13 protein-coding genes are annotated in these 19,992 nt (G+C 60.7%); 8 read left to right on the top strand and 5 right to left on the bottom strand.

Annotation, left to right across the window (positions count from 1 at the left end; translation table 11 throughout):
- Positions 1 to 2 precede the first annotated feature (2 nt).
- The 4 genes from ACZ89F_RS04075 to ACZ89F_RS04060 are packed head-to-tail and all read left to right on the top strand — an operon-like array spanning position 3 to position 3,369.
- On the top strand, positions 3 to 740 hold the full coding sequence (locus ACZ89F_RS04075; RefSeq protein ID WP_476090512.1) for an ABC transporter ATP-binding protein: 738 nt from the start codon (positions 3 to 5) through the stop codon (positions 738 to 740).
- Positions 737 to 1,450, top strand: a complete 714-nt coding sequence (locus ACZ89F_RS04070; protein ID WP_476090511.1) for an ABC transporter ATP-binding protein — start codon at positions 737 to 739, stop codon at positions 1,448 to 1,450. The genes ACZ89F_RS04075 and ACZ89F_RS04070 overlap by 4 nt, the downstream gene beginning before the upstream one ends.
- Before the next feature lie 12 nt (positions 1,451 to 1,462).
- On the top strand, positions 1,463 to 2,338 hold the full coding sequence (locus tag ACZ89F_RS04065) for a branched-chain amino acid ABC transporter permease (protein ID WP_476090510.1): 876 nt from the start codon (positions 1,463 to 1,465) through the stop codon (positions 2,336 to 2,338).
- The gene (locus tag ACZ89F_RS04060; RefSeq protein ID WP_476090509.1) at positions 2,335 to 3,369 is read left to right on the top strand and encodes a branched-chain amino acid ABC transporter permease; all 1,035 of its coding nucleotides are present in this window, start codon (positions 2,335 to 2,337) and stop codon (positions 3,367 to 3,369) included. The genes ACZ89F_RS04065 and ACZ89F_RS04060 overlap by 4 nt, the downstream gene beginning before the upstream one ends.
- Positions 3,370 to 3,678: 309 nt before the next feature.
- Here the strand turns inward: ACZ89F_RS04060 and ACZ89F_RS04055 are convergent, their stop codons facing one another.
- The 3 genes from ACZ89F_RS04055 to ACZ89F_RS04045 form a co-directional block, all read right to left on the bottom strand.
- Complete coding sequence (locus tag ACZ89F_RS04055; RefSeq protein ID WP_476090508.1) at positions 3,679 to 4,992, bottom strand: M20 family metallopeptidase; 1,314 nt, start codon at positions 4,990 to 4,992, stop codon at positions 3,679 to 3,681.
- A gap of 57 nt (positions 4,993 to 5,049) precedes the next feature.
- Positions 5,050 to 5,949 carry a MurR/RpiR family transcriptional regulator gene (locus tag ACZ89F_RS04050; RefSeq protein ID WP_476090507.1) on the bottom strand — a complete coding sequence of 300 codons (900 nt, stop codon included), beginning with the start codon at positions 5,947 to 5,949 and terminating at the stop codon, positions 5,050 to 5,052.
- 241 nt (positions 5,950 to 6,190) lie between these two features.
- Positions 6,191 to 7,819: a peptidoglycan L,D-endopeptidase MepK gene (locus ACZ89F_RS04045; protein ID WP_476090506.1), complete on the bottom strand. Its 1,629-nt coding sequence runs from the start codon at positions 7,817 to 7,819 to the stop codon at positions 6,191 to 6,193.
- 574 nt (positions 7,820 to 8,393) lie between these two features.
- Between ACZ89F_RS04045 and ACZ89F_RS04040 the strand changes: the two genes are divergently transcribed.
- Positions 8,394 to 9,887 carry a hypothetical protein gene (locus tag ACZ89F_RS04040; RefSeq protein ID WP_476090505.1) on the top strand — a complete coding sequence of 498 codons (1,494 nt, stop codon included), beginning with the start codon at positions 8,394 to 8,396 and terminating at the stop codon, positions 9,885 to 9,887.
- A 204-nt stretch (positions 9,888 to 10,091) separates the two neighbouring features.
- Here the strand turns inward: ACZ89F_RS04040 and ACZ89F_RS04035 are convergent, their stop codons facing one another.
- Positions 10,092 to 14,438 carry an NACHT domain-containing protein gene (locus ACZ89F_RS04035; protein WP_476090504.1) on the bottom strand — a complete coding sequence of 1,449 codons (4,347 nt, stop codon included), beginning with the start codon at positions 14,436 to 14,438 and terminating at the stop codon, positions 10,092 to 10,094.
- Between the two features lie 238 nt (positions 14,439 to 14,676).
- On the opposite strand from ACZ89F_RS04035, the gene ACZ89F_RS04030 reads away from it, so the two are divergent.
- The 3 genes from ACZ89F_RS04030 to ACZ89F_RS04020 are packed head-to-tail and all read left to right on the top strand — an operon-like array spanning position 14,677 to position 19,477.
- Positions 14,677 to 16,458, top strand: coding sequence for an SIR2 family protein (locus ACZ89F_RS04030; RefSeq protein WP_476090503.1), 1,782 nt, complete (start codon positions 14,677 to 14,679; stop codon positions 16,456 to 16,458).
- The gene (locus tag ACZ89F_RS04025; RefSeq protein ID WP_476090502.1) at positions 16,455 to 17,048 is read left to right on the top strand and encodes a hypothetical protein; all 594 of its coding nucleotides are present in this window, start codon (positions 16,455 to 16,457) and stop codon (positions 17,046 to 17,048) included. The genes ACZ89F_RS04030 and ACZ89F_RS04025 overlap by 4 nt, the downstream gene beginning before the upstream one ends.
- Complete coding sequence (locus ACZ89F_RS04020) at positions 17,045 to 19,477, top strand: AAA family ATPase (RefSeq protein ID WP_476090501.1); 2,433 nt, start codon at positions 17,045 to 17,047, stop codon at positions 19,475 to 19,477. Before ACZ89F_RS04025 ends, ACZ89F_RS04020 begins: the two co-directional genes overlap by 4 nt.
- A 101-nt stretch (positions 19,478 to 19,578) precedes the next feature.
- Here the strand turns inward: ACZ89F_RS04020 and ACZ89F_RS04015 are convergent, their stop codons facing one another.
- Positions 19,579 to 19,725, bottom strand: a complete 147-nt coding sequence (locus ACZ89F_RS04015; RefSeq protein ID WP_476090500.1) for an excalibur calcium-binding domain-containing protein — start codon at positions 19,723 to 19,725, stop codon at positions 19,579 to 19,581.
- Between the last annotated feature and the right edge of the window lie 267 nt (positions 19,726 to 19,992).

Below are 19,992 nucleotides of genomic sequence, written 5' to 3'. Positions count from 1 at the left end.
GAATGGCCCTGCTTGAACTGGACGACGTGTCGAAGGCCTTCGGTTCGCTGAAGGCCGTCGACGGCGTGTCGTTCAAGGTCGAGGCCGGCGAGATCTTTGGCATCGCCGGCCCGAACGGCAGCGGCAAGAGCACGCTGTTCAACATCATCACCGGCATCCCGTTCGGCCCGGACCGGGGCAACATCCGGTTCGACGGAAATGCCATAAACGGCAAATCGGGACACGCCATCGCGCGCCTCGGCCTTGCCCGTACGTTTCAGCGCGAGACCAGCTTCGACGGGCTGACCGTGTTCGAGAACGCACTGATCGGCGCCAGCTACGGCAGGCAGGAAAAGACAGCGGCCATGGCCCGCAATGCGGCCGCCGAGGCGCTGGAGTTCGTCGGCCTGGGATCCGCATCTTTTGGCCGACTTGCCGGAGAATTGTCCGTGTTCGAGCGCAAATGCCTGATGCTTGCCACCGCGATCGCCATGCAGCCGCGCATGCTTTTGCTCGACGAGCCGGCGTCGAGCCTGACCAAGCCCGAGATCGAGACATCGATCGGCCTGATCCGTCGCACCGCCGAACGCGGCATCACCATCCTTCTGATCGAACACGTGCTGACCTTCCTGATGAGCCTTTCGCAGCACCTGCTGGTGCTCAACAATGGCCGCGTGCTGGCCGCCGGCGACCCGGCCGGCGTGATTGCCGATCCGCGCGTCATCGAGGCCTATCTCGGCACCAGGAGGTCGGCGGCGTGAACCCCATCCTCAGCGTCGAAGGCGTCACCGCCGGCTATGGCCGCGTCACCGTGCTGCACGATATCTCGCTGGAGGCCGGCCGTTTCGGCAATGTCGGCCTGTTCGGCCCCAACGGCCATGGCAAGACGACGCTGCTGCGGGCGATCTCCGGGCTGCTGCAGCCGAAGAGCGGCCGCATCCTGTTCGACGGGCAGGACATCGTCGGCCACAGCGCGCGCGCCATCGTCGGCGCCGGCCTGATCCACGTGCCGCAAGGCAACCGGCTGTTTCCCGATCTTTCGATCGCCGACTGCATGGCGCTCGGCGCCTATTCGTCGCGCGCCCGGCCGCATGAGGCGGAGAACCGCGAGAAGGTGATCAAGCTGTTTCCCAAACTAGCGGAGCGCTGGCGCCAGCGCGTGCGCACGCTGTCGGGCGGCGAGCGCCAGATGGTGTCGATCGGCACCGCGCTGATGAGCCATCCGCGCCTGCTGATCCTCGACGAGCCGACCCTTGGGCTGGCGCCCAAGATCAAGGACGAGCTCTGCGCCTCCGTCATGGACATTTCGCGCGGCGGCGTGCCGCTTATCGTCGTCGAGCAGGACATCGAATTCCTGCTCGAGCTGACGCAGCAACTCTACCTCGTCAATCATGGCGCGGTGGCGACCGAGATCAAGCCGGGCGAAAGCCTCGACCACGGCGAGATCATGTCGATGTATTTTGGCCATTAGGAAAATCCGAAAATGAGCGCATTGGCGGAAATCCTGTTCGGCGGCCTGTTCCAGGGCTCCCTCTACGCCATGATGGCGGTCGGGCTCGCGCTCGTCTGGACGACGATCGGCGTGTTCAATTTCAGCCATGGCGTGTTCATGATGCTGGGCGCCTATATCGCCTGGCAATTGGTTGAGCTCGGCCTGCCGGCGGCGGTCGCCTTTCCGATCGCCGTTGTCGTCATGGCCGGCGTCGGCTGGATCCTCCAGGCGAGCATCGTGCGGCCGTTGATCGGCCGGCCCAACATCGTGCTGGTCGTCGTCATTACCACGCTGGCGGCCGGATCGCTGATCGAGAATGGCGCCTTAACCATCTGGGGACCACGCTCGAAGCAGATCCCGGCGCTCATCGCCGGCAACACCACCATCGGCGGCGTCGGCGTCTCGCTGCACCAGATCGCCATCATCGTCATCACGCCGCTGATCCTGGCGGCACTGTGGATGTTCCTCAACCGCACGCGGCTGGGACTGGCGCTGCGCGCCGTGGCGCAGAATGAAGATGCCAGCCATCTGGTTGGGCTGAACGTCACGGCGCTCTATGGGCTGGCCTTCGCCATTGCCGCATCGCTGGCCGGGCTCGCCGGCATCTTCATGGGGGGCTATCGCTTCATGTCGCCGGTGATGGGCAGCGATCCGCTGCTCAAGGCACTGATCGTCGTCGTTTTCGGCGGCATATCGAGCATTTCGGGGCCGATCTTCGCCGCCTATCTGATCGGCTTCTTCGAGGCCGCCTGCAGCTATTATTTCGGCTTGTACTGGACGCCGGCGCTGCTGTTCGGCGTGCTCATCCTGACCCTGATGGTGCGCCCCGAGGGCATTTTCGCCAGCCGCTCCCGAGGCCTAGCATGACCGACACGACATCGCCGATGACCCTTAGCCACGCGGAGGCGGCAACCCCGATCGCTCCCGGCCGCACGCCGTGGAAGCACGAGGCCATCGGCTTCGTGCTCGGCTTCGCGCTGCTGGCGCTGCTGCCGCTGATCTTCGGCGACACCTATGCCCGCCACATCCTGATCATGGCCTTCATCTATGCGATCGTCGCCTCGAACTGGGACCTCAGCCTCGGCTATGGCGGCGTCTTCAATTTCGGCCATCTCGCGCTGTTCGGCATCGGCGTCTATGCCTACAGCCTGCTCACCAAGCTGGCCGAATTCGACCCGTGGATCGCGCTGTTTGCCAGCGGTGTCATCGCCACGCTGGCGGCGATCCTGGTGACCATCCCGATCCTGCGGCTGAAGGGCATCTACATCATCCTGGTCACTTTCGGCTTCGCGCAGCTGGTCATGCAGGTGATCATCAGCCAGTCCGCCATCACCGGCGGCACACAAGGGCTGGTGCGCATTCCCGGACTCTACGTGTTCGACCACAACATGGTCCGCGACGGCAAATCAGCCTATTTTTACATCGCGCTGGCGCTGCTGGTGGCGAGCACGCTGTTCCTGCGCGTGTTCGTGCGCTCACGCACCGGGGCTAGTATCGTTGCCTTGCGCGACAATGAGGAATACGCCATCAGCCGCGGCGTCTCGATCGTGCGCCAGCGCATGCTGACGCTTGCCGCGAGCGCCTTCTTCACCGGCGTCGCCGGCGCCTTCTACGCCGCCTACCAGCGCAATGCCTCGATCGATGTCTTCGGCATGAGCCTGGCGACCATCATCCTGTCGATGGTGCTGCTTGGCGGCACCAGCACCATTTACGGCGCCATCATCGCTTCCTTCGTGCTGACGATCTTCGCCGAATGGATGGCCGATTTCGGCGCGTGGCGGCCGATGATCACGGCGGTGCTGATCATCGGCGTGATGCTGGCCTACCCCAGCGGGCTGGTCGGCATGATCAAGGCTTCATGGGGCGCTGTCGCGGGACGGATCAAACGCCCGGGCTGATCGGCTCGGGGCAGGATCAATCTACCGAAGTCGGCGCGGCCCCTCATTGCCCTGCCGGGCATTTCCCTCTCCGCGGGGTTGTGCCTGTCTTGCAGCGGCAGCGCGTTTGGCGAATGGCTTCCCCCACTCCGTCGCTGCTTCGCAGCGCCACCTCTCCCCCCTCCGGAGGGAGAGGAAGGGCGCCAAGGCTGGTGAACTCGCTCTGTCCAGCTGATAGATGGGTAACACTTTGAACCGGATACATGGGTAACAGTTCTCCCCCTATGTGTCGGCCGCAGCGCCAAGCGGTTTGGATGGCGCGCCGCGGCCTCAGCGAACACCGCACCAGTCGATGACCGAAGCGGCAATGACCTTGGCGGTCTCGACGACAGATTCGACCTCGACATATTCATCGGAACCATGAAAACCGTCGCCCGACGGGCCGAAGATGACACCGTCGACGCCGGCGCCGGCATAGTGCGCGGCATCGCACACGGCGACGAAGCCGCGCGCCTGCGGCGCCCTGCCGACCATCGCCTTGCGCTTCATCAGCGATGTCACCAGCGGGTGATCCACCGGCGTGTTCATCGGCGGGAAATACAGACCGCCGAGTTCCCACTGGATCGCAGGCGGATTGTAGCGCAGCCACGCATCGGTCTGCGCGAAATGATGGACGAAAGCCTCGAAGTCGCGGCGATAGTCGGCCGAGTTCTCGTCCGGCAGGAATTTCATGTCGAGATCGAGCACCGCGACATCGGGAATGATGGCCGGGTTGGTCATGACGGTCGGCAGGCCGTGTTCGCCAAGGCCGGTGCCGCCATGCATGACGCCGATGTTGATGGTGTTCATGCCGAGTGGCAAAAGCGGGTGGGACTTCGCCCGCGTCCGGTCCAGCTCATACTGGCGTACGGCCGCGATGAAGCGGGCGGCGATCTCGATGGCGTTGACGCCCGGCTCCAGCCGGTCCTTGTCGTGGCGCTGCGGATAAATCTCGTTGTAGCGCAGCGCCGAGTGGGCGTTGCGGCCACGGATCGTCACCCGCGCCCATTCGAGCCCCCCTTCGACCGGCAGGACATCGCCCCAGGTCGGTTCGGCGACCAGCACCGCCTTGGCGAGCTTGCCCTTCTTCACCGCATCCATGGCGCCGAAGCCACCGGCTTCCTCGACGACGGAATGGATGGCCAGCCGGCCTTGCAACGTGATGCCTACTTTGCGGATCGCGTGTGCGGCAGCGACGCAAGCGGCGACGCCGCCCTTCATGTCGACGGCGCCACGGCCATAGAGGCGGCCATTGGTGATCTCGCCGCCGAACGGATCGACCGACCAGTCCTTCATCGCGCCGACCGGCACGACGTCGATATGGCCGCACAGGATCAGGCTGCGGTCCTCGTCTCCAGCCCATTCGCCAACCAGATTGGGCCGGCCGGGCAAGGCATCCCATTGTTCGGTCTTGAACCCGTCCCGCTTGAGGATCGGTTCGAGAAGCGCCTGGACATCCGCCTCGCGGTTGATCGCCGGATTGGGCTCGAATTTGGGGTTGACCGAAGGGATGCGAACCATGTCGCGGGTCAGCCCGATCAACCAGTCGCGATCGGTCTCGATCTCAGCCTGCACGGCCTCGATGATGGTCTGGTTGTCAGGCATTGTCGTTTCCTTCTCTGCATCGCCGCACTTTGCATCGCTGCACCGGGCGCATCGACGCTATTTCCTTGGGGGTTTGGCGGCGTCGTCCGCCGCGGGCGACAGGGCGGCATCGAGGGTGACGGCATTGGCGCTGCGGATTTTCTCGATGTCCTCGATGCGCTTGCGGACCCCGGCGCCATGGCCTTCCAGCGCATGGGCAAAGACGGTTTCCATCTGGGCGACAGCCGTCGCCAGCGTGTCGAAAGGCGAGTTGGCGTCGATCGCCGCGACCATGGTCAGGTCGGCGACCTCTGATATCGGTGACAGCCACACATCGGTGAACAGCAGGACGGAGACGCCGCGTTCCTTTGCCTGCTGCGCAAATCTCACCACGTCCGACTGGTAGCGTCGGTAGTCGAAGACGACGAGCAGGTCGCGCTTGCCAAGGTCGATCAACAGGTCGAAATCGGCAGGGCTCAACGAACCGATGTCGCGCACGCCGGAGCGGAACTGCAGGAGGTAGCCGGCAAGCATGGACGCGATATGCCGGCTGAACCGGCCGCCCAGCAGCACGACCTGGCCCTTGCTCTCGAGCAGCATGTTGACGGCGCGCGTATAGGCCTGCACCGGCACCGCGGTGCGGGTGCGCTCCAGGCTGTCGGAAACCGAATGGAAGTAGGCGAGTGCGGTGCCTTCGCTGGAGCCGCCCGGACGCTTGGCCTCCATCATCAAAAGCGGCGAATGCAGCCTGGATTCGACTTCGGTGAGCAGACGTGCCTGGAAGTCGGCAAAGCCGACATAGCCAAGCTTGGTCATCAGGCGCGTCACGCTCGGATCGCTGACGCCGGCGCGCCGCGCCAGCCTGGTCGCCGTACCCAGCCCCGACATCGGATAATCGGCAAGCAGGACCTGGACGATCTTCTCTTCCGCGGAGGTGAACGCCACGGTCGTGTTGGCCAGTTCTTCACGGATGGACATGGTCATCGCCTATCGCTGACGGAAGACGATTATCTTACAATTTCATGCGTGATTGTCAAATTTGGAAATTATCTTACAGAGGCGTCCGGCAAGATTTCAGGATGGGTTGCGCAATCCCTCGACGACCCCGCGATACGCATTGTGCACCACATTTCACGTCAGGTCGAACGGTGCATTCGCTTTCCATGACACGCCTGCGGCTGCTCCCTGTCGGATATGTCAAATCCCGGCAGCAGCCAGCCTATTTGAAGCTGGCGATGGGCAAGAACCTGACCGCGGAGCCGGTGAAGCGGCGGTGATCGGACGTCTGTCCTCGCGGCTGGAACCCGTCGAGATAGACGTGCTCCGGCGCGGCGCGGATGAAATTGGCGGCAATGACGGCCGCCGTCGCAGGCCCGGCGCCACCGGCGATGCCGCGACCTGTCCCAATCGGCCGGCCAGACAACGCGGCTGGCACAATGACGGCGGTGGGTTCAGGATCGAGACGTGGCTGGACGCGGTCGGCCTTCGGGCTGGTCCTGACGCGATCCTCGGGCTGCGAGAGGGGAATCGCAACCCGCTGTCCGGCCAGCCCATCGAGGCCGTCCGCGGGATGATGCCTGACCAGCAGGGCAGCGACCGCATCGCGAGATTTGACTGCTTCCGGCTGGCGCGCCGGGCTTGTCCGGCTTTCCGGTCGCCATGTCGGCAAGGGGACGTTGAGCGCCACCATGTCCGGCGCAACGCCCACGACAGCGGCATCGGCATTGGCGACGTCCGGCTTGGCATCAGCCAGTTCGGCCCGCGCCGTGGACGCACCGGCGATTGCGAACGGTGCAGTTTCCGGGGTCGGAACGGGCGCCGCAAGCTCGGTGCGCGGTGCGAAGGCGGGCAGCGGCACTGAGCCCGGCGCCATGGCCATGACGATCGCTTCAGGCGTCTTCCCCTTCTGCCCAGCTGGCGGTTCCTCGCCGGGATCGCCGGCAGCCATCTGGATGTCCGCCCGCTGGGCCTCCTGCGGCGGCACGATAGCGATACCCTGTCCGACCGGCCTGGATTCAACGGACTTGGCCGGTCTGCGTGGCGCCGGTATCGCTTCCGCGACATCATCCGACTCGTCTCCGCCGCCCAAAAGCGTCGCCAGCAGGCTGCGGGCCTTGCGGCGGCCGCCGTCGACGCTTGCCAGCTCGATGTTGGGTGTGCCGGCGCCCTTGCGCGATTTGTAGGCGGCAAACGCCTGCTCGTAGCCGGGCAGCGGTTTGCCGTCGCTCGGCACATGCAGTGTGTTGCCGTTCGGGAATACCCTGGCAAGTTCCTGGCGGCTGATGCCCGGCCAATGCCGCACATTGCCGACATCCATGTGTATGAAAGGCGAACCGGAGGTAGGGTAATAGCCCACGCCGCCGCCCTGCATCTTGAGGCCGATGTCGCGCAGCTTCTTCAGCGGCACATCCGGCAGGAAGAAATCCATCGCGCGGCCAACCATGTGCTGGCTCTCTCGAGCCACGCCCTTCGAGCGGCTGCGCAGCATTGCGTTCGTCGCCGGCGAACGATAGGCGCTGACCACATGGATATAGGCCCTTGAGCCGCTGGCGCGATAGGCCTGCCAGACAAGATCGAGCAGGCGCGGATCCATCTTCGTCGGTTCGTTGCGACGCCAGTCGCGCAGCATGAGATTGATCTTCTTCAGTCCCGCCGGATCGTAGCGCCCATTGCGCTTGAAGACGATTTCAGCCTTCTCGCCCGTATGGAGATGTTGAATCTTCAAAGCGCGCGTCTCCGCGAACGCGCTGCTGACGCACAGGCAAAGGAACGCTGCCATGATGGCCGGCAGCAATGTCCAACGATGGGAAGCGCCGGGCGCGTTTTGCTCGCTTTCAATCACATTCATGCCTTGCACGTTGTTTTTGTTTCCGGCGATTTGACGTCGCGTCGAGATGAAGAACCTCGCGTCCTCGACCTGACAAGGCATGGACTTGACCGGCGTAGACGGGCATCCATCCCAAAACACGTCATGTCGATGAACAGCATCTTGGTTAACGAATCGTGTCGGTGCCGAGAATGCGCTTCGGCTGGAGGTTGCCTTGGCAACTCTTTTCTGGAGCAATGCACTGCTGGTCGGGTCTGCCGGCATGATCGCCGCGCCGCCCGCGCAGATGCAGAGGACGAAGGGGCTAACAAGGATGATGGTTGGAAACTGGTGCTGCGAGAGAGGATTGAACTCTGACAAACTATAATAAAATCAATTGCTTATAGAACATTTTGTAACGCTGTAACGCACCGCAAAGTGGACAAAAAATTCTTTATCGCTGATTTCTGCCAGTGTCGAACGATGCGCTGGTCCCTCGTCTCGTATGGACGGCGGTCGCCGATGTCTGTGGGGCGACGTCATCAGTGAAGGTCACGGCCTTCGGTTCCATCGCGAATCCTGCCACCATATTCGTTCACCCTGGCAGGAGCCTGCATTGGTCGCGCGATCCGCAACGGTTACCATCCCCGATGTAGACGAGATGTCCGACGAAGAGTTGGCCGACTTCGCGTTCATGCGGGATGGCAAATGGAGCAGCTACACGAAGGCTCTGCTTCGGCGCTTCAATACCGACCGTCTGAGTCTGAACCGGGGATGGGCCGCAACATGGTATGGATGGTCTTGTCATTGCTGCAATCGGACCAAGCCCCAGATTGCCCGGCTCAACTCGGCAGGGGTTTTGCTATGCGAGCTTGAAGTTCATCACGATCACCTCTCCGACCGAGCAGGCAAGCTTTTCGAAGAACTCAATCCCCTTACCGACGACAGGGAGTTCGCCGTTCAGCGATCGAAAGCCAAGAGCGCCATGCTCCAATTTGTCGAGCGGTTTGAGCGAACGCCGGTCTGTATCGACTGCAATCTCGCCGACAACAGGGCAAAGGTGCTCATAGGAGAAGAAGTCGATCGCCATTTCACCTTTTCGCCGAAGGAGATAGCTGCCTTCATCGTCGTCACAAACAATCACGTGCACGGGATCGACCTGGACAAAGCTCGCGAGATTTGGACCCGGGTGAAAGGGGATTTCGAAGATCGACTGGACTTTGCCGAACGTATGGGGAAGCGCTTCGCCAACGGAAAGAACCGCCGCGAAAACGCCCCATCTCGGGTGAATTTCTGGATGGATGAGCCCACAGTGGTTTGGGAACAGTTTTGTCGGGCGACACCGGGTCGCGGCAACAACGTCGGTTGGCGACTGATCCAACGATCTGTCTCTAGGGACGCAATAGGCAAGTCGGCCAAGCGCAAAGTGATCGCTCCGGGCAAGCCTCCTACCGATGCCGAATATGCACGTATCGAAGTGCAGAACAAAGGCCAGAAGCATTGGCCCAAGGTCAGCGAGGGCTGGAGGTGCGGATGCTGCCAGCGCTCAAAACGGGAAATATGCCGGAAGTCGCGGAACTCCGGCGAGTGGACCGCCAAGATGCATGTCCTTTATGATTGGTTCGTGGAAAAAGACCCGACAGCGCTCTATTGGCGAGGTGCCGAAACCACAGCGCACATGGTCATCGGGAATCATGCCGCGGTGCTCGTCTGCCAGGATTGTCGACATGTCCAAACGGAAGCCTGCAAACTGACAGGCTTAAGCTCATGGTCCCTTACCATTCAGGATATCAGCGCGGCGATAGTCAGCGTGGCACCGCACCAGATGCACGAGGCGGACTACAAGTTGGCGAGAGAGACGGCTGGGAACAACCGGGAACTGGTTGCCGCCGTTAATGACTACCACGCGCACGAGCAGGAGGCGCGGGCAAAGCTGGGGCGAGCCAAGTGGCTCGCGAAGCTACATCGGTGCTCTATCGAGGAAGTCCGCGACACGCTCGCCTATGAGTATGCTGAACCGCTCGATATCGATCTGGACGAAGGCCAAGCCTACGTCGCGTGGATGGTCGCGGAAGGGGAAAAGTTCGAACGATTGAGGGCGCAGGAGTAGGGCGGCGATCTGCGCGGCACCAGAACGTCTCATCTCGCCCTTCTCTAAGCTCCAGAATGGCGGTGCCCGACATCCCGCGAACGCTCGCCGCAACTGGCGTAGCAATGTTGGCGATCTCGTCCGTTTTCTTAGGGCGTCGGCTGGAAGTCAGTCGACCTAGCCCAGTCGCAGATGGCCACGGCTCCGGGATATCGGAGAATTAGACTACAGCTTTGCGGTTTTATGAGCGCCCGGACGTTTTTCCGTGGAGAGTCGCGGGCGCAAGTCAAGAACTCGGACCAAAAGGCGTATGCTGCCGCCCATGTCATACACGATCTTGGCGGCTTGGCCATTCAGCATCGTTGTGAGTCCCGCGACATCAAGGTTCTCGCCAGTATCAGGATGTTCCCACGACCGGTCCTTGGAGACGGTCACGAGCAAGCAGCCGGAGCGGCAACTCTCAGGAGCCATGTATTTGGTTACGAGCTGATCTCTGAGCGTATCACGCAGGTCCCTCCCGGAACGGCTGTCGCCGAGCTTAAGCTCTATCGTCGCCTGCTGGTCGGAAGCGGTTGCACGCAGCCGGATGTCAGTCTCCTTCTCATCGGCGGTAACTGCTTCCTGGTCCACCTTGTAGGCGTGATTGGCGGCATTCCGCATCTGAAGAGCTATTTGCTGGCGCATCACCTTCTCGTCAGCAATTCCTGCCCAGGCCGCGCGCGGTGAGACGTCCTGCAAGAGCAGATCATCGATATCGTCAAGACGGTCCGACATGAGTGCAAACATTTGGTCGCGAGTCTTTGGTGGCGCCTCGCCATACCGATCAACCGCGACGACCTCGGATTCTATAAGGACCGCGGCATCCATCTCCTCGGCGGACTTTTCCCTAGCGAGCAGCGCCAGGCGATCTCGGAAATGCGCAAACAGCGGGTCGACGGACATCTCGAGCTTCACGGCCCATGCGTCGGCGCCCTTGGTGTCAAGTATCGCGCTCAGCAGAGCGTCTCGCCCACTTTGCGCCTCGTCCCTCGGCCCTGGCGAATACGTTCCCTCGTGGCTGATGTCATCCGATGGCCGCACATAGCGATAGGCGAGCCGGACGAGACGCAAGAGCAACGCCGGCGTGAATCCGGGCCGCTTGAGGCCGACCAAAAGATCACCATGGCGCTCTCCGAACATGGTCGCGAACCAATGGACTACCGGTCCGGCCGGCGCTGGCTCAAGGTCCGCAAGCCGCCGTTCGAGCGTATTGGTGCCTGCGGTAGGGTCTAGTCGCATCAATAAGGTCAGCCACAGCTGCGTGAACGGACCGTCGTTCGCCAATGCGAGTTGGTCGGTGGCCATCGTCCGAACGTGTGTGCATAGGGCCTCATCGTCGTGCGCGAGTAGTATCTCGAGCACCCGCTGGAGGCGGCTGAAGGCGGCCGCCTCATCCTCGCCCTTCCGAAGCCGCTCGGCATTCGCGTCGAGCCAAGCGCGCAAGCGCGGCACGAAAAGTCCCGCCACCGCGGCTGGCGCGTGGTTCACACTTTGAAGCAGGACTACGAAGGACTGTGGCTTGGCGATCTCGTCGAGTTCCGCGGAGAGGTCCGGTCCAAGCATGCGCTCGACCGCGAGCGGGTGCTCAGCAGCGAGGCTCTCAAGCCAGGCAGGAAACCCGTTGAGCTCGATGGGAGCATAACGGACCGCCAGTCCAGCTTCCTCGACCGAGAGTTTGCGCGCCCATTCCGGATCTTCCGCCTCGGCGGCTATCGCCGCTAGACCAAGCTGCCAGCGGATGAGAATCGTGCCCTTTTCTTTCTCGCTGCGTTCATGGCGCAATGTGGGGTGATCGTTCCGCCAGATAGACCGCATGCTAGCGCGCAATCGGTCTGCTACGTCCTTGCTAAAATAGCTTTCGATGAAACGCCGGTTCCAGCCTGAAGCCCTGCTCTCGTCACCGGACCGATGCATTGCTTGCCACAGATTCCAGGCGGTGTTGCCTTGGCGATCGGGCCTGAACGCAGTCTGTGGATGCTCGGCAACCTCTCGCCAGAATGCAACCCACCTCCCGTGATCCTTGGCCTCGCGTCGTTCTGTGGCCTTGCGCTCGCGTTCGATCTTCGCTTCCAGCTCAGCGTCCTCGGGATCTATTGGCCTCAGCTTGAGTTGACTGTCGATACGGTCCAGCAGGTCAGGCGCGTCCGCGATATATGGCTTGAGTCCTTCGATGTAGACTCGCGGTTCGACTTTGCCGTCCCAGATGCCTCGCATCGAAGCCTCAAGCATCATGGCGCGCTCGACAAGCGGGCGCCTCTGGTCCGAGAGGATTCGAACGACCCACGCGCCGTCCTGCTCGAACTTCAGATCGAGCGCGCCACGATAAAACACCTCTCGTATGCGGCTCTCGGGATCCCCCTGAGGACGAAGCGTCTCATTGAACGCGACTTCGGCCCAGAATGCTGCTTCCCGGACGGACGCGGGCATGTCGGCGAATGCTTTGCGTAGTGCATATGCCAGCTCGTCGCGGGGCCGATTATCGCGCGCGAGACGCAGCGCGATCACAGACGACCGGATGACTTCGGGCTCGGGGTCGCGCTGAACCATTCGCAGGCACACTGCAGCGAGCGCCGGGAGGAGATGCAAGTTTTTGCCGCCTATATGCGGCCAGTTCTTGTTCCATTCGAGACCCTCGATCGCGAGAGCGGTTAGGCCTGAACGCAGGGCCATGAGATAGTCCGGCGCGAGGTCGATCTCGGCTATCTTGCGCGGCAGCATCCATCTAATTTCGCTGACAGTGTTCCGCGCGTCCCGCACGCGCTTCAGGATGCGGCATAGCCGATCGACAGTAATATGGTTCGGGAAAAGCTGGACTATGGCGCCGCGAACGAGTGCATCGGGCCAGAGCGCTGGTGCTTCCTCCATCGATTGGGTAACCTCATCGAGCAGCGAGGCATCCAATTTTGCCAGTGCGTTAATCGCGTCCAGCCGTTCGCCTCGTTCGGCGTTACCGTCCAGCGCTGTGGCATAGGCGATGTCAGCGCAAGACTGCATGGGTGCTGCGCTGATCAGCTCTAGGAGCAGTTCTCGGACCTCATAATTCTCGATGCCGGCCTTCCACAGGCGCCGAACTTCAGCGGCAAGTTCTGTCGAGGCGAAACGGTGCACTTGCATGCGCGGCACGTGCAATCCCCGCCAGCCACCACGGCCATATAGCCCCACGTAAGAGCGCAACGCGTCAGCGCGCTGCTGGCTAGTCAGCGATCCCGGATCAGCATGTTCGAGCAGCACGTCGGGTTCACGGTCGCGCACCTCGGCGAATATGCTTGAATAGGATTCGGCGAGCCAAGCTGCGACCGGGCGCATGGTCGGCTTCACGATCTTGATACCTTCCGGCGTCTCCGCAAACAGCAGACGTTTGACCGCCTTCATCGACATACCCTGAGTAATGAGTTTTTCGAGCCGTTTCGCTGCGAGGAATTCAACTACCGAACGATGGTGAAAACGCACACGACCGTAACTCGAGAAGCCGAAAAGTGCGCGCTCCAACATCGTTTCGCGCTCGTCGCGTGTCCAATGATGCAGGATGACGGTGGGATCCAAAGCCGTCCCAGGCTCGCCACTTCGGTCTGCCTCTACGCTGTGTCGGATCGTGAGCTTGCGCGTGAGAAGTGCGGCGAGCGCCAGTTGGCTTGCGCCTTCGAACGCCTTATCGGGCGACAGTGACGACGGTTCGCGTCGATCGGAGCGAGGCTTGAGCTTCACTGCGATATTTTGTGACACCTGCTCCCGGTGGGTGCGGATACGATGGAAGTTGCGCCAGTCCGCGCAGAGCTCGACGAGGTCCTGCGGGCGCCGTGCAAAATCTTCGGCGTCGCGTTTGCGGATGTCGGCGAGCAGCGTATCTGGATCATCAACACCTTCGACTGCCGCCATCTCGCGGATCTGCTCATTGGTGAGCGGCATCAGCGCAACGCTTCTCCAGGTCGGCGCGATCTTCTCTTCATTGTTGCCTGCCACGAACTGAACCCTGCCCGTAGCGATATCGGCGAAGGCATCGCCGCTCGCGACCAGGTCGACAACGTCGGGGACGGGAAGATGCTTGTGGATCAGTTGCTGGTCTATGGGGATCGGGCGAGTAGTTATGACAATTCGCACGCGGCGGAGCCGCCCCGAGATGGCCTTGCTCAACCGCTTCAATGCGGTTTCGAACGATCCAAGTGTTAGTTTGAGCTCGTCGATCGAATCTAGGAAGAAAGTGGCGATATCGGATTGTGACGCGAGCCATGCATCGAGGCGCGTTTCTTCCCTCTCCGACAACAATTCCCGCAAGCTGTCTCGCGCAAGCTCTGCAAGATCGAGGTAGAAAGCGGGTTCGCCATCGTCCCAAAGCGCCTGCTGCTGCTTGCGGCACTCATAGGTCTTACCAGCACCCGCCTCAGAGATGATCAGGACACGTTGCGATTTGAGTAGCTCGTCCCATCCGAAGGCGCCCGGCCACCCCATCCGAGCCAGCATCGAGGCCTGCTCAATATCGGCGATCTCCTTCTGTGAGAGATCCCGGAAAGTTCGGCGAATTCTAGATGATTCCATGGGTATTATTCTAAGATGTTCGACTGGCGCAGGCTATCGGCTGCTGACCAAATGTCCGATATGAGCACACCTCTCTAACCTCGCAGGCGCTCGCGGTAAGATCACTAAGCTGAGCGCATCAGTGTCCATCTGACTGTTCGCTGCCGAAACCGCAAAATAGCACCAGAAAACCCGATGCGGTGAACCACAGGTTGGAGAAACGATCAACCGCCAGGACGCGAACCGGCGAAAACACCATGTGCTTGCAAAAGTCTTGCACACCGTGATGATAGAACAAGGCTTGGGGGTGGGATTCATGGCGGGAGGAGCGGTCGGTGTTTCCGCGGCGGACATTTCTGTCGGCAAAACGCTGGAGCTGTTGGACGATCAGTTCGACGAAATGGCGGAAGCGGTTGCAAAAGGTGAATACGTGCTTTGGCTCGGTTCGGCCATCTCGCGAGATCGGGTAGATGACCTCTTTAAGGTTTGCCGTCGGGTTCTCAAACACCTGTGGGAAGGGCGCCTAGCAGAAGACGGGACCGGACCGTTTTCAACGGCACTTGCAAAGGCATTGCGGCTTGCGCTGAGCAACGGCGAAATCCTGGCTCTGGATTTGTCGAAAGCCCCCGAAACTTGGCCGGGATTTGACTCTGTTATCAACCGGCTCGTCGGCCGATATGCCGAGTTGCTAGATGTTTCCGTTGAGGGCAAGGATGGCGATTATCTGCTGTGGGAGGTAGTGGATGTCCGCCAGACCTACGCCCGCGACAATCTGGAACCGGACTGTGAGCATGTTTGCGTGGCCATCCTCGCTCTGGAGGGGGTCCTTCCAAACGTCGCGACCGCCAATTGGGACGGGCTTGTCGAGAAGGCTGTAGCAGCCATGATCGATGCGCATATTGACCCGCTGTCGGTCTGCGTGCGGAAGGATGATTTCGAAGGCGGCGCTCGTCGCATACGTTTGCTGAAGTTTCACGGCTGCGCCGTTCGGGCCGCGCACGACCAGGACACTTACCGCAAGTATCTAGTCGGTCGCGATTCCCAGATTGCGGATTGGCGGATCAATGACAAGTTCGCGCTAATGCGGCACGAGCTAGTCAGTCTCTCAAGCAAATCCCCTGCGCTCGTAGTGGGACTGTCGGCACAAGACTTCAACATCAAAGAGATTTTCGCTGAGGCCCACAAGCTCAAGTCGCAGCCCTATCCGGCCCATCCTCCTGCCTACGTTTTCGCGGAGCAAGATCTTGGCGCCAGCCAAGAGACGCTCCTGAAGCTCGTATACGGGGAGTCTTACAACAAGCATCAGGCCGTAATTGAATCCGGTGCAAAGATTCAGGCGTTCGCGAAGCCGCTCCTGACGGCTCTCGTTCTCAAAGTCCTGGCGCGGAAGATGGTGGAGTTTGCCAAGCACGTTGCCGCGCCAAAAATGAAAAACGCGGATCACGAGGAATTGGCGCGTGGCGTCAAAATTTTGAGGAACCAAGTTGCACCATTGGGCGATGGGGATCGCTTGGAATTCGTGAGGAAAACGGCTCAGATCACAACCAGCGCGATGAATATCTTCAGGGGCACTCCCGACAAACCGAACACTCTGTATGCGCCATTGGGCATACTAGGAGTATCTCAGTTAGGCGGCGATCCGAACCTTTTCGCGTCAGGGATGTCGGAGCTAGCCTCCTTGCTCGGTATCTTGGGAACAGGTGTCGCGAACGACAATTGGACGGTTGCCGTTAGTGAAACTGGGACCGCTACGGGATCGCTCGTTATCAGGACCCCAGCCGCGACATCGAAGGTCTTTCTCGTCAGCAGCACCGATGCCGCGTTGCGCCTGTCCCTCGAAGGTGTGATTGATGAGACTGATAGCAACACTGTGGTTGCAATCTGCACGCTTCCAGTCATTCGTCAGCAGAGGAGTCCATACGGTGCGCCGGGCCGCGTATTGCCTTCTGCATCGCGCGAGGTAGGTATACGCTCCATTATGTCCGAAGCTGGGAGCGCAGACGAAGCGATCATTCGTTTTCGAGAGGAGGCAGGATTGTGAACTCGAGCGACCCGGTCTCTCGCGTTGTGGCTGTCCTTGAAGGTGCCGGCTTCCGCCGGCTAGGAACGCCGTTCAAAGTTGCAAATATCCCGTTTGAGTTCGCGGCAGTGCTCCTTGGCACTGATAAGTCACCCGACTTGATTGTCGTCGTTGACACAATCGCGGAGAAGGACGAGCGGACCCGCCAGAAAATTGGCGGACTGGGGCGCGCCTTGGATGTGATTCGATCGCGGCGCCCCATGACAGCTATTTTGGCAGGTCCCAAACCTGACAACGCTACGATGGAGGCTATCTCACGCGTTTGCCGGGTCCTGCCTGTTGGCACGCCGACAGGGCCCGCAGATGACCAACTTCTGAAAGACTGGCTGTCGGTGCTGCTGCCGCTGAAGCTGCCAGATATGGCGGGCGCAATGGCCGATTCTTTGGTCGATTTGCGCCAACGAAACCAAAAGGATGACCTATCGGACAGCGTTCTAGCCGCGGCACCAAGAGGTGAGCGGGCGGTTAGAGAGGTATTGCGAAAGCAACTTGCGGTGCCGCTTCAGGAAGCTATACAGAAGGCGACTGGAGGAGCAGGAGAAGCGGGATGACGATCCTTGATTCAATCCAGCGGTTATCGATCACCAACTTCAGGAGCATTAGGGGAACTGTCGAGGTCCCACTGGATGCGCCGATTGTGCTCGTTCACGGTGCGAATGGCGCAGGAAAGACAAGCATTCTGTCTGCACTGGAACTTGCTTTGACGGGCGACCTGCCCGCGATGCGAAGAGACGAGTCGAACTTCCTGAATTTTCTGGTGCATGAGGACGCGAAGTCCGCTCGCGTCGAAATCGTCACAAGCGAGCCCGGCAAAGATGGTCCTGGAGGTTTCGAGATTCGACAGGGCAAGTCCTTGGGCAAACCGTTCTTGGGAACGGCGGACGCAAGATTCTTCAGCGAGCGTTGTTTGCTCGCGCAATCAGTCCTAACTCGCCTTCTGGAAATCTATCAGACAGCAGATCCAAACAAGGAGAGTGCACTTACTCACTTCGTTAAAGACCTCCTGAACCTTGACCAGCTAGATGCGGTCATCGGCGGTTTGCACGAGGCAGGCGACGTGCGCCGTATTCGCAAGCTCGTGCAGGAATACAAGGACGCTGAGGATCTCCTCAAGGAGAAGAAGATCGAGGCCGGGAAATTCTTTAGCGAGCGCCGTGATGTCGATGCGCTTATATCGTCCGAGCTCTTGGCATTTCAGAGTGACTTGGATGATGCTCTGCCAGGAACCAAAGCGTTCTTGGCCGATTTGTCGCGTCTTAAGGACGAGCTCGCAGCAATGGACATAGGGTCCAGACTGCTCGACGAGCGTGGTCGGCTCAGCGAACTTCAATCCTTGCGGAAGGCGTGGAATGGTTTGAGAATCAATTCAAGTGCTGGGCCTAGAGGTGCTTCTGAGGCGGCCGCAACCAATGCGTCGAAAGCGGCGGAAGCTTGGCGGATTAGCGTAGGGGTCGAGCTAGAGGGCATCACACAGAGTCTCCGCTCGAGATTTCCTGATCTGCCGTCGTGGTCATCGACCGATCCGGCAACAGCCTACAGAGCAGCCACGGAGCGTGTGGGTGAAGAGCTGGCTCGCCTGCAAAAGCTTCTCGCGTCCGATATTGCAAATCTCGCTACTGAACAGGAGCTGCAGGCGAGCGTTCGGCGTGAGGAGGCTCGGCTGAAACTGATCGCGGCACGAATGGGAGCGATCGCGGCAGACGCTGGCCAATTGGCAACAGCATTGGCGGGTGTATTGCCGCATGTTCATTCTGACGACTGCCCAGTATGCAACAGGGCTTTCGACGAGATTTCGAAGGAACCGTTAAGTGCCCATCTGCAGCGCACGATTGCAAAACTCACAGAAGACTCTGGGCTTCTCGCGCAGCTTTCGAGCGAACAGGCGGCTGCGACTTCTCGTCTTGCCGACCTGGGTCGACAGCGGGAACGACTCCGAGGGACTCTTCTTACGCCAGAGGCGAAAATCCTTACTGGTCAACGGATAGCCGAGCTATCCGACAACGCAACCACGCTTACCAGAATTGAGAATCCATCACTGCACGGTGCAGTTCTGTTGGCCGCCGAGGCCGAGGCCTCCCGCGATCTCGGCACCTTCCGGGAGACGGATCGGCTTTCTAATGAACTGCGCGAATCTTCCTCTCGTCTGAGCGCTGCTATTGGCGGTAGGTCGATAGGCTCTGCGGAGCCCATAGAAGCGTTTCTTGCTAACTTGCAGCAGACGCTTAGTGTGCGCGTGTCGAGCCTACAACAAGTGGAGCGAGGAAGGGAAAGCGCCCAGACGAGATGCCTATTGTTGCTGCGTCTTCAGTCTCGATCAATCGAGATCGCTGCGGAACTGCAATCCCTTTCATTAGCCATCGAGGGCCTAAATGCCGCGATCGCCGCCGCGAACGTGCGACGCAACCGCGCAAGGGCTCTCGGAGATTTGGCAAGGGAGTCGCGCACACAAACGGTCAGAAAGGTTTTCAACGATTCCCTCAACATTCTCTGGCGCGACCTCTTCGTTAGGTTGGCGCCGACCGAGCCTTTCGTCCCAGCCTTCCACCTTCCCTCCGGGGCGACCGATATCGCCGCGACCCTTGAAACGGTAAATCGCTCCGGGATGACCGGAGGCACTCCCGGCTCGATGTTAAGCTCAGGTAACTTGAACACTGCGGCGCTAACACTTTTCTTGGCGCTCCATTTCTCGGTCGCAAGTTCGCGTCTGCCGTGGCTTGTGTTGGATGATCCGGTTCAGAGCATGGACGAGGTGCACATCGCTCAGTTCGCAGCCCTCCTTCGCACCCTTTCGAAGATTCACGGTCGCAAAATCATCATTGCTGTGCATGAACGCCCGCTATTTGACTACCTAGCGCTTGAGCTGAGCCCTGCGTTTGAGCATGACAAGCTGCTTTTAGTCGAGGTGCGGCGCACCCTCGGCGCGGAGACGGTTGTTGTCCCGACCTATAAGACCTACGAAGCAGACGCCATCGCCGCGTAGGAATGGCTCTGGCCACGATGACTGTGAGGGCCAATTGCCACCAAGCGCTGCAACCATCATCACCGCCGTGGTTGGCGTGCTTAGTCTATTCGCATGCTGAATCAGCACAATGACTCGCACGGTGTCCCGTCGCTGTCGCGGTCCAGCTTGCCGCCCCAAGAGCAGTTGCTCAGATACCATTGGGCTTGTGAGCAGGTTCGCCGCGGCTGGCAGGAGTAGCTTTGCGCTACCTTGCGGCGATTGATCATGCCAAGCGGATCTCGCTGCCGGCTTCGCACCGTCAGCGTGTGCTGCCCGCCAATCCCACGGCGCCTGAAACGTTCCGGCCCATAACCCGACCTTCGCCGCCTCAGCCTTCATCTGCGGCGACGCATAGGCGCCATGGCTGTAGCCGGGCCAGTCCAAAGCCTGGCCGTGCTCCACCATCCAGACGGCGACGCTGCCGCCGTCCGCGCGCAAGCAGTCGGGTGCGCTGTTCAGTTCTGTCGAGAGGGCGCTTTTCTGCACGAGTTGCG

It is taken from the genome of Mesorhizobium sp. USDA 3734, from assembly GCF_056279665.1.
Note: the sequence above shows the minus strand (reverse complement) of the source record. Positions and strands in the feature narration are given on the sequence as shown.

Coding starts and splice junctions, on each gene's coding strand:
- ACZ89F_RS04035 (WP_476090504.1), bottom strand. CDS start 14,438: ATGGAATCATCTAGAATTCGCCGAACTTTCCGGGATCTCTCACAGAAG.
- ACZ89F_RS04060 (WP_476090509.1), top strand. CDS start 2,335: ATGACCGACACGACATCGCCGATGACCCTTAGCCACGCGGAGGCGGCA.
- ACZ89F_RS04065 (WP_476090510.1), top strand. CDS start 1,463: ATGAGCGCATTGGCGGAAATCCTGTTCGGCGGCCTGTTCCAGGGCTCC.
- ACZ89F_RS04055 (WP_476090508.1), bottom strand. CDS start 4,992: ATGCCTGACAACCAGACCATCATCGAGGCCGTGCAGGCTGAGATCGAG.
- ACZ89F_RS04050 (WP_476090507.1), bottom strand. CDS start 5,949: ATGTCCATCCGTGAAGAACTGGCCAACACGACCGTGGCGTTCACCTCC.
- ACZ89F_RS04015 (WP_476090500.1), bottom strand. CDS start 19,725: ATGATCAATCGCCGCAAGGTAGCGCAAAGCTACTCCTGCCAGCCGCGG.
- ACZ89F_RS04075 (WP_476090512.1), top strand. CDS start 3: ATGGCCCTGCTTGAACTGGACGACGTGTCGAAGGCCTTCGGTTCGCTG.
- ACZ89F_RS04045 (WP_476090506.1), bottom strand. CDS start 7,819: ATGAATGTGATTGAAAGCGAGCAAAACGCGCCCGGCGCTTCCCATCGT.
- ACZ89F_RS04020 (WP_476090501.1), top strand. CDS start 17,045: ATGACGATCCTTGATTCAATCCAGCGGTTATCGATCACCAACTTCAGG.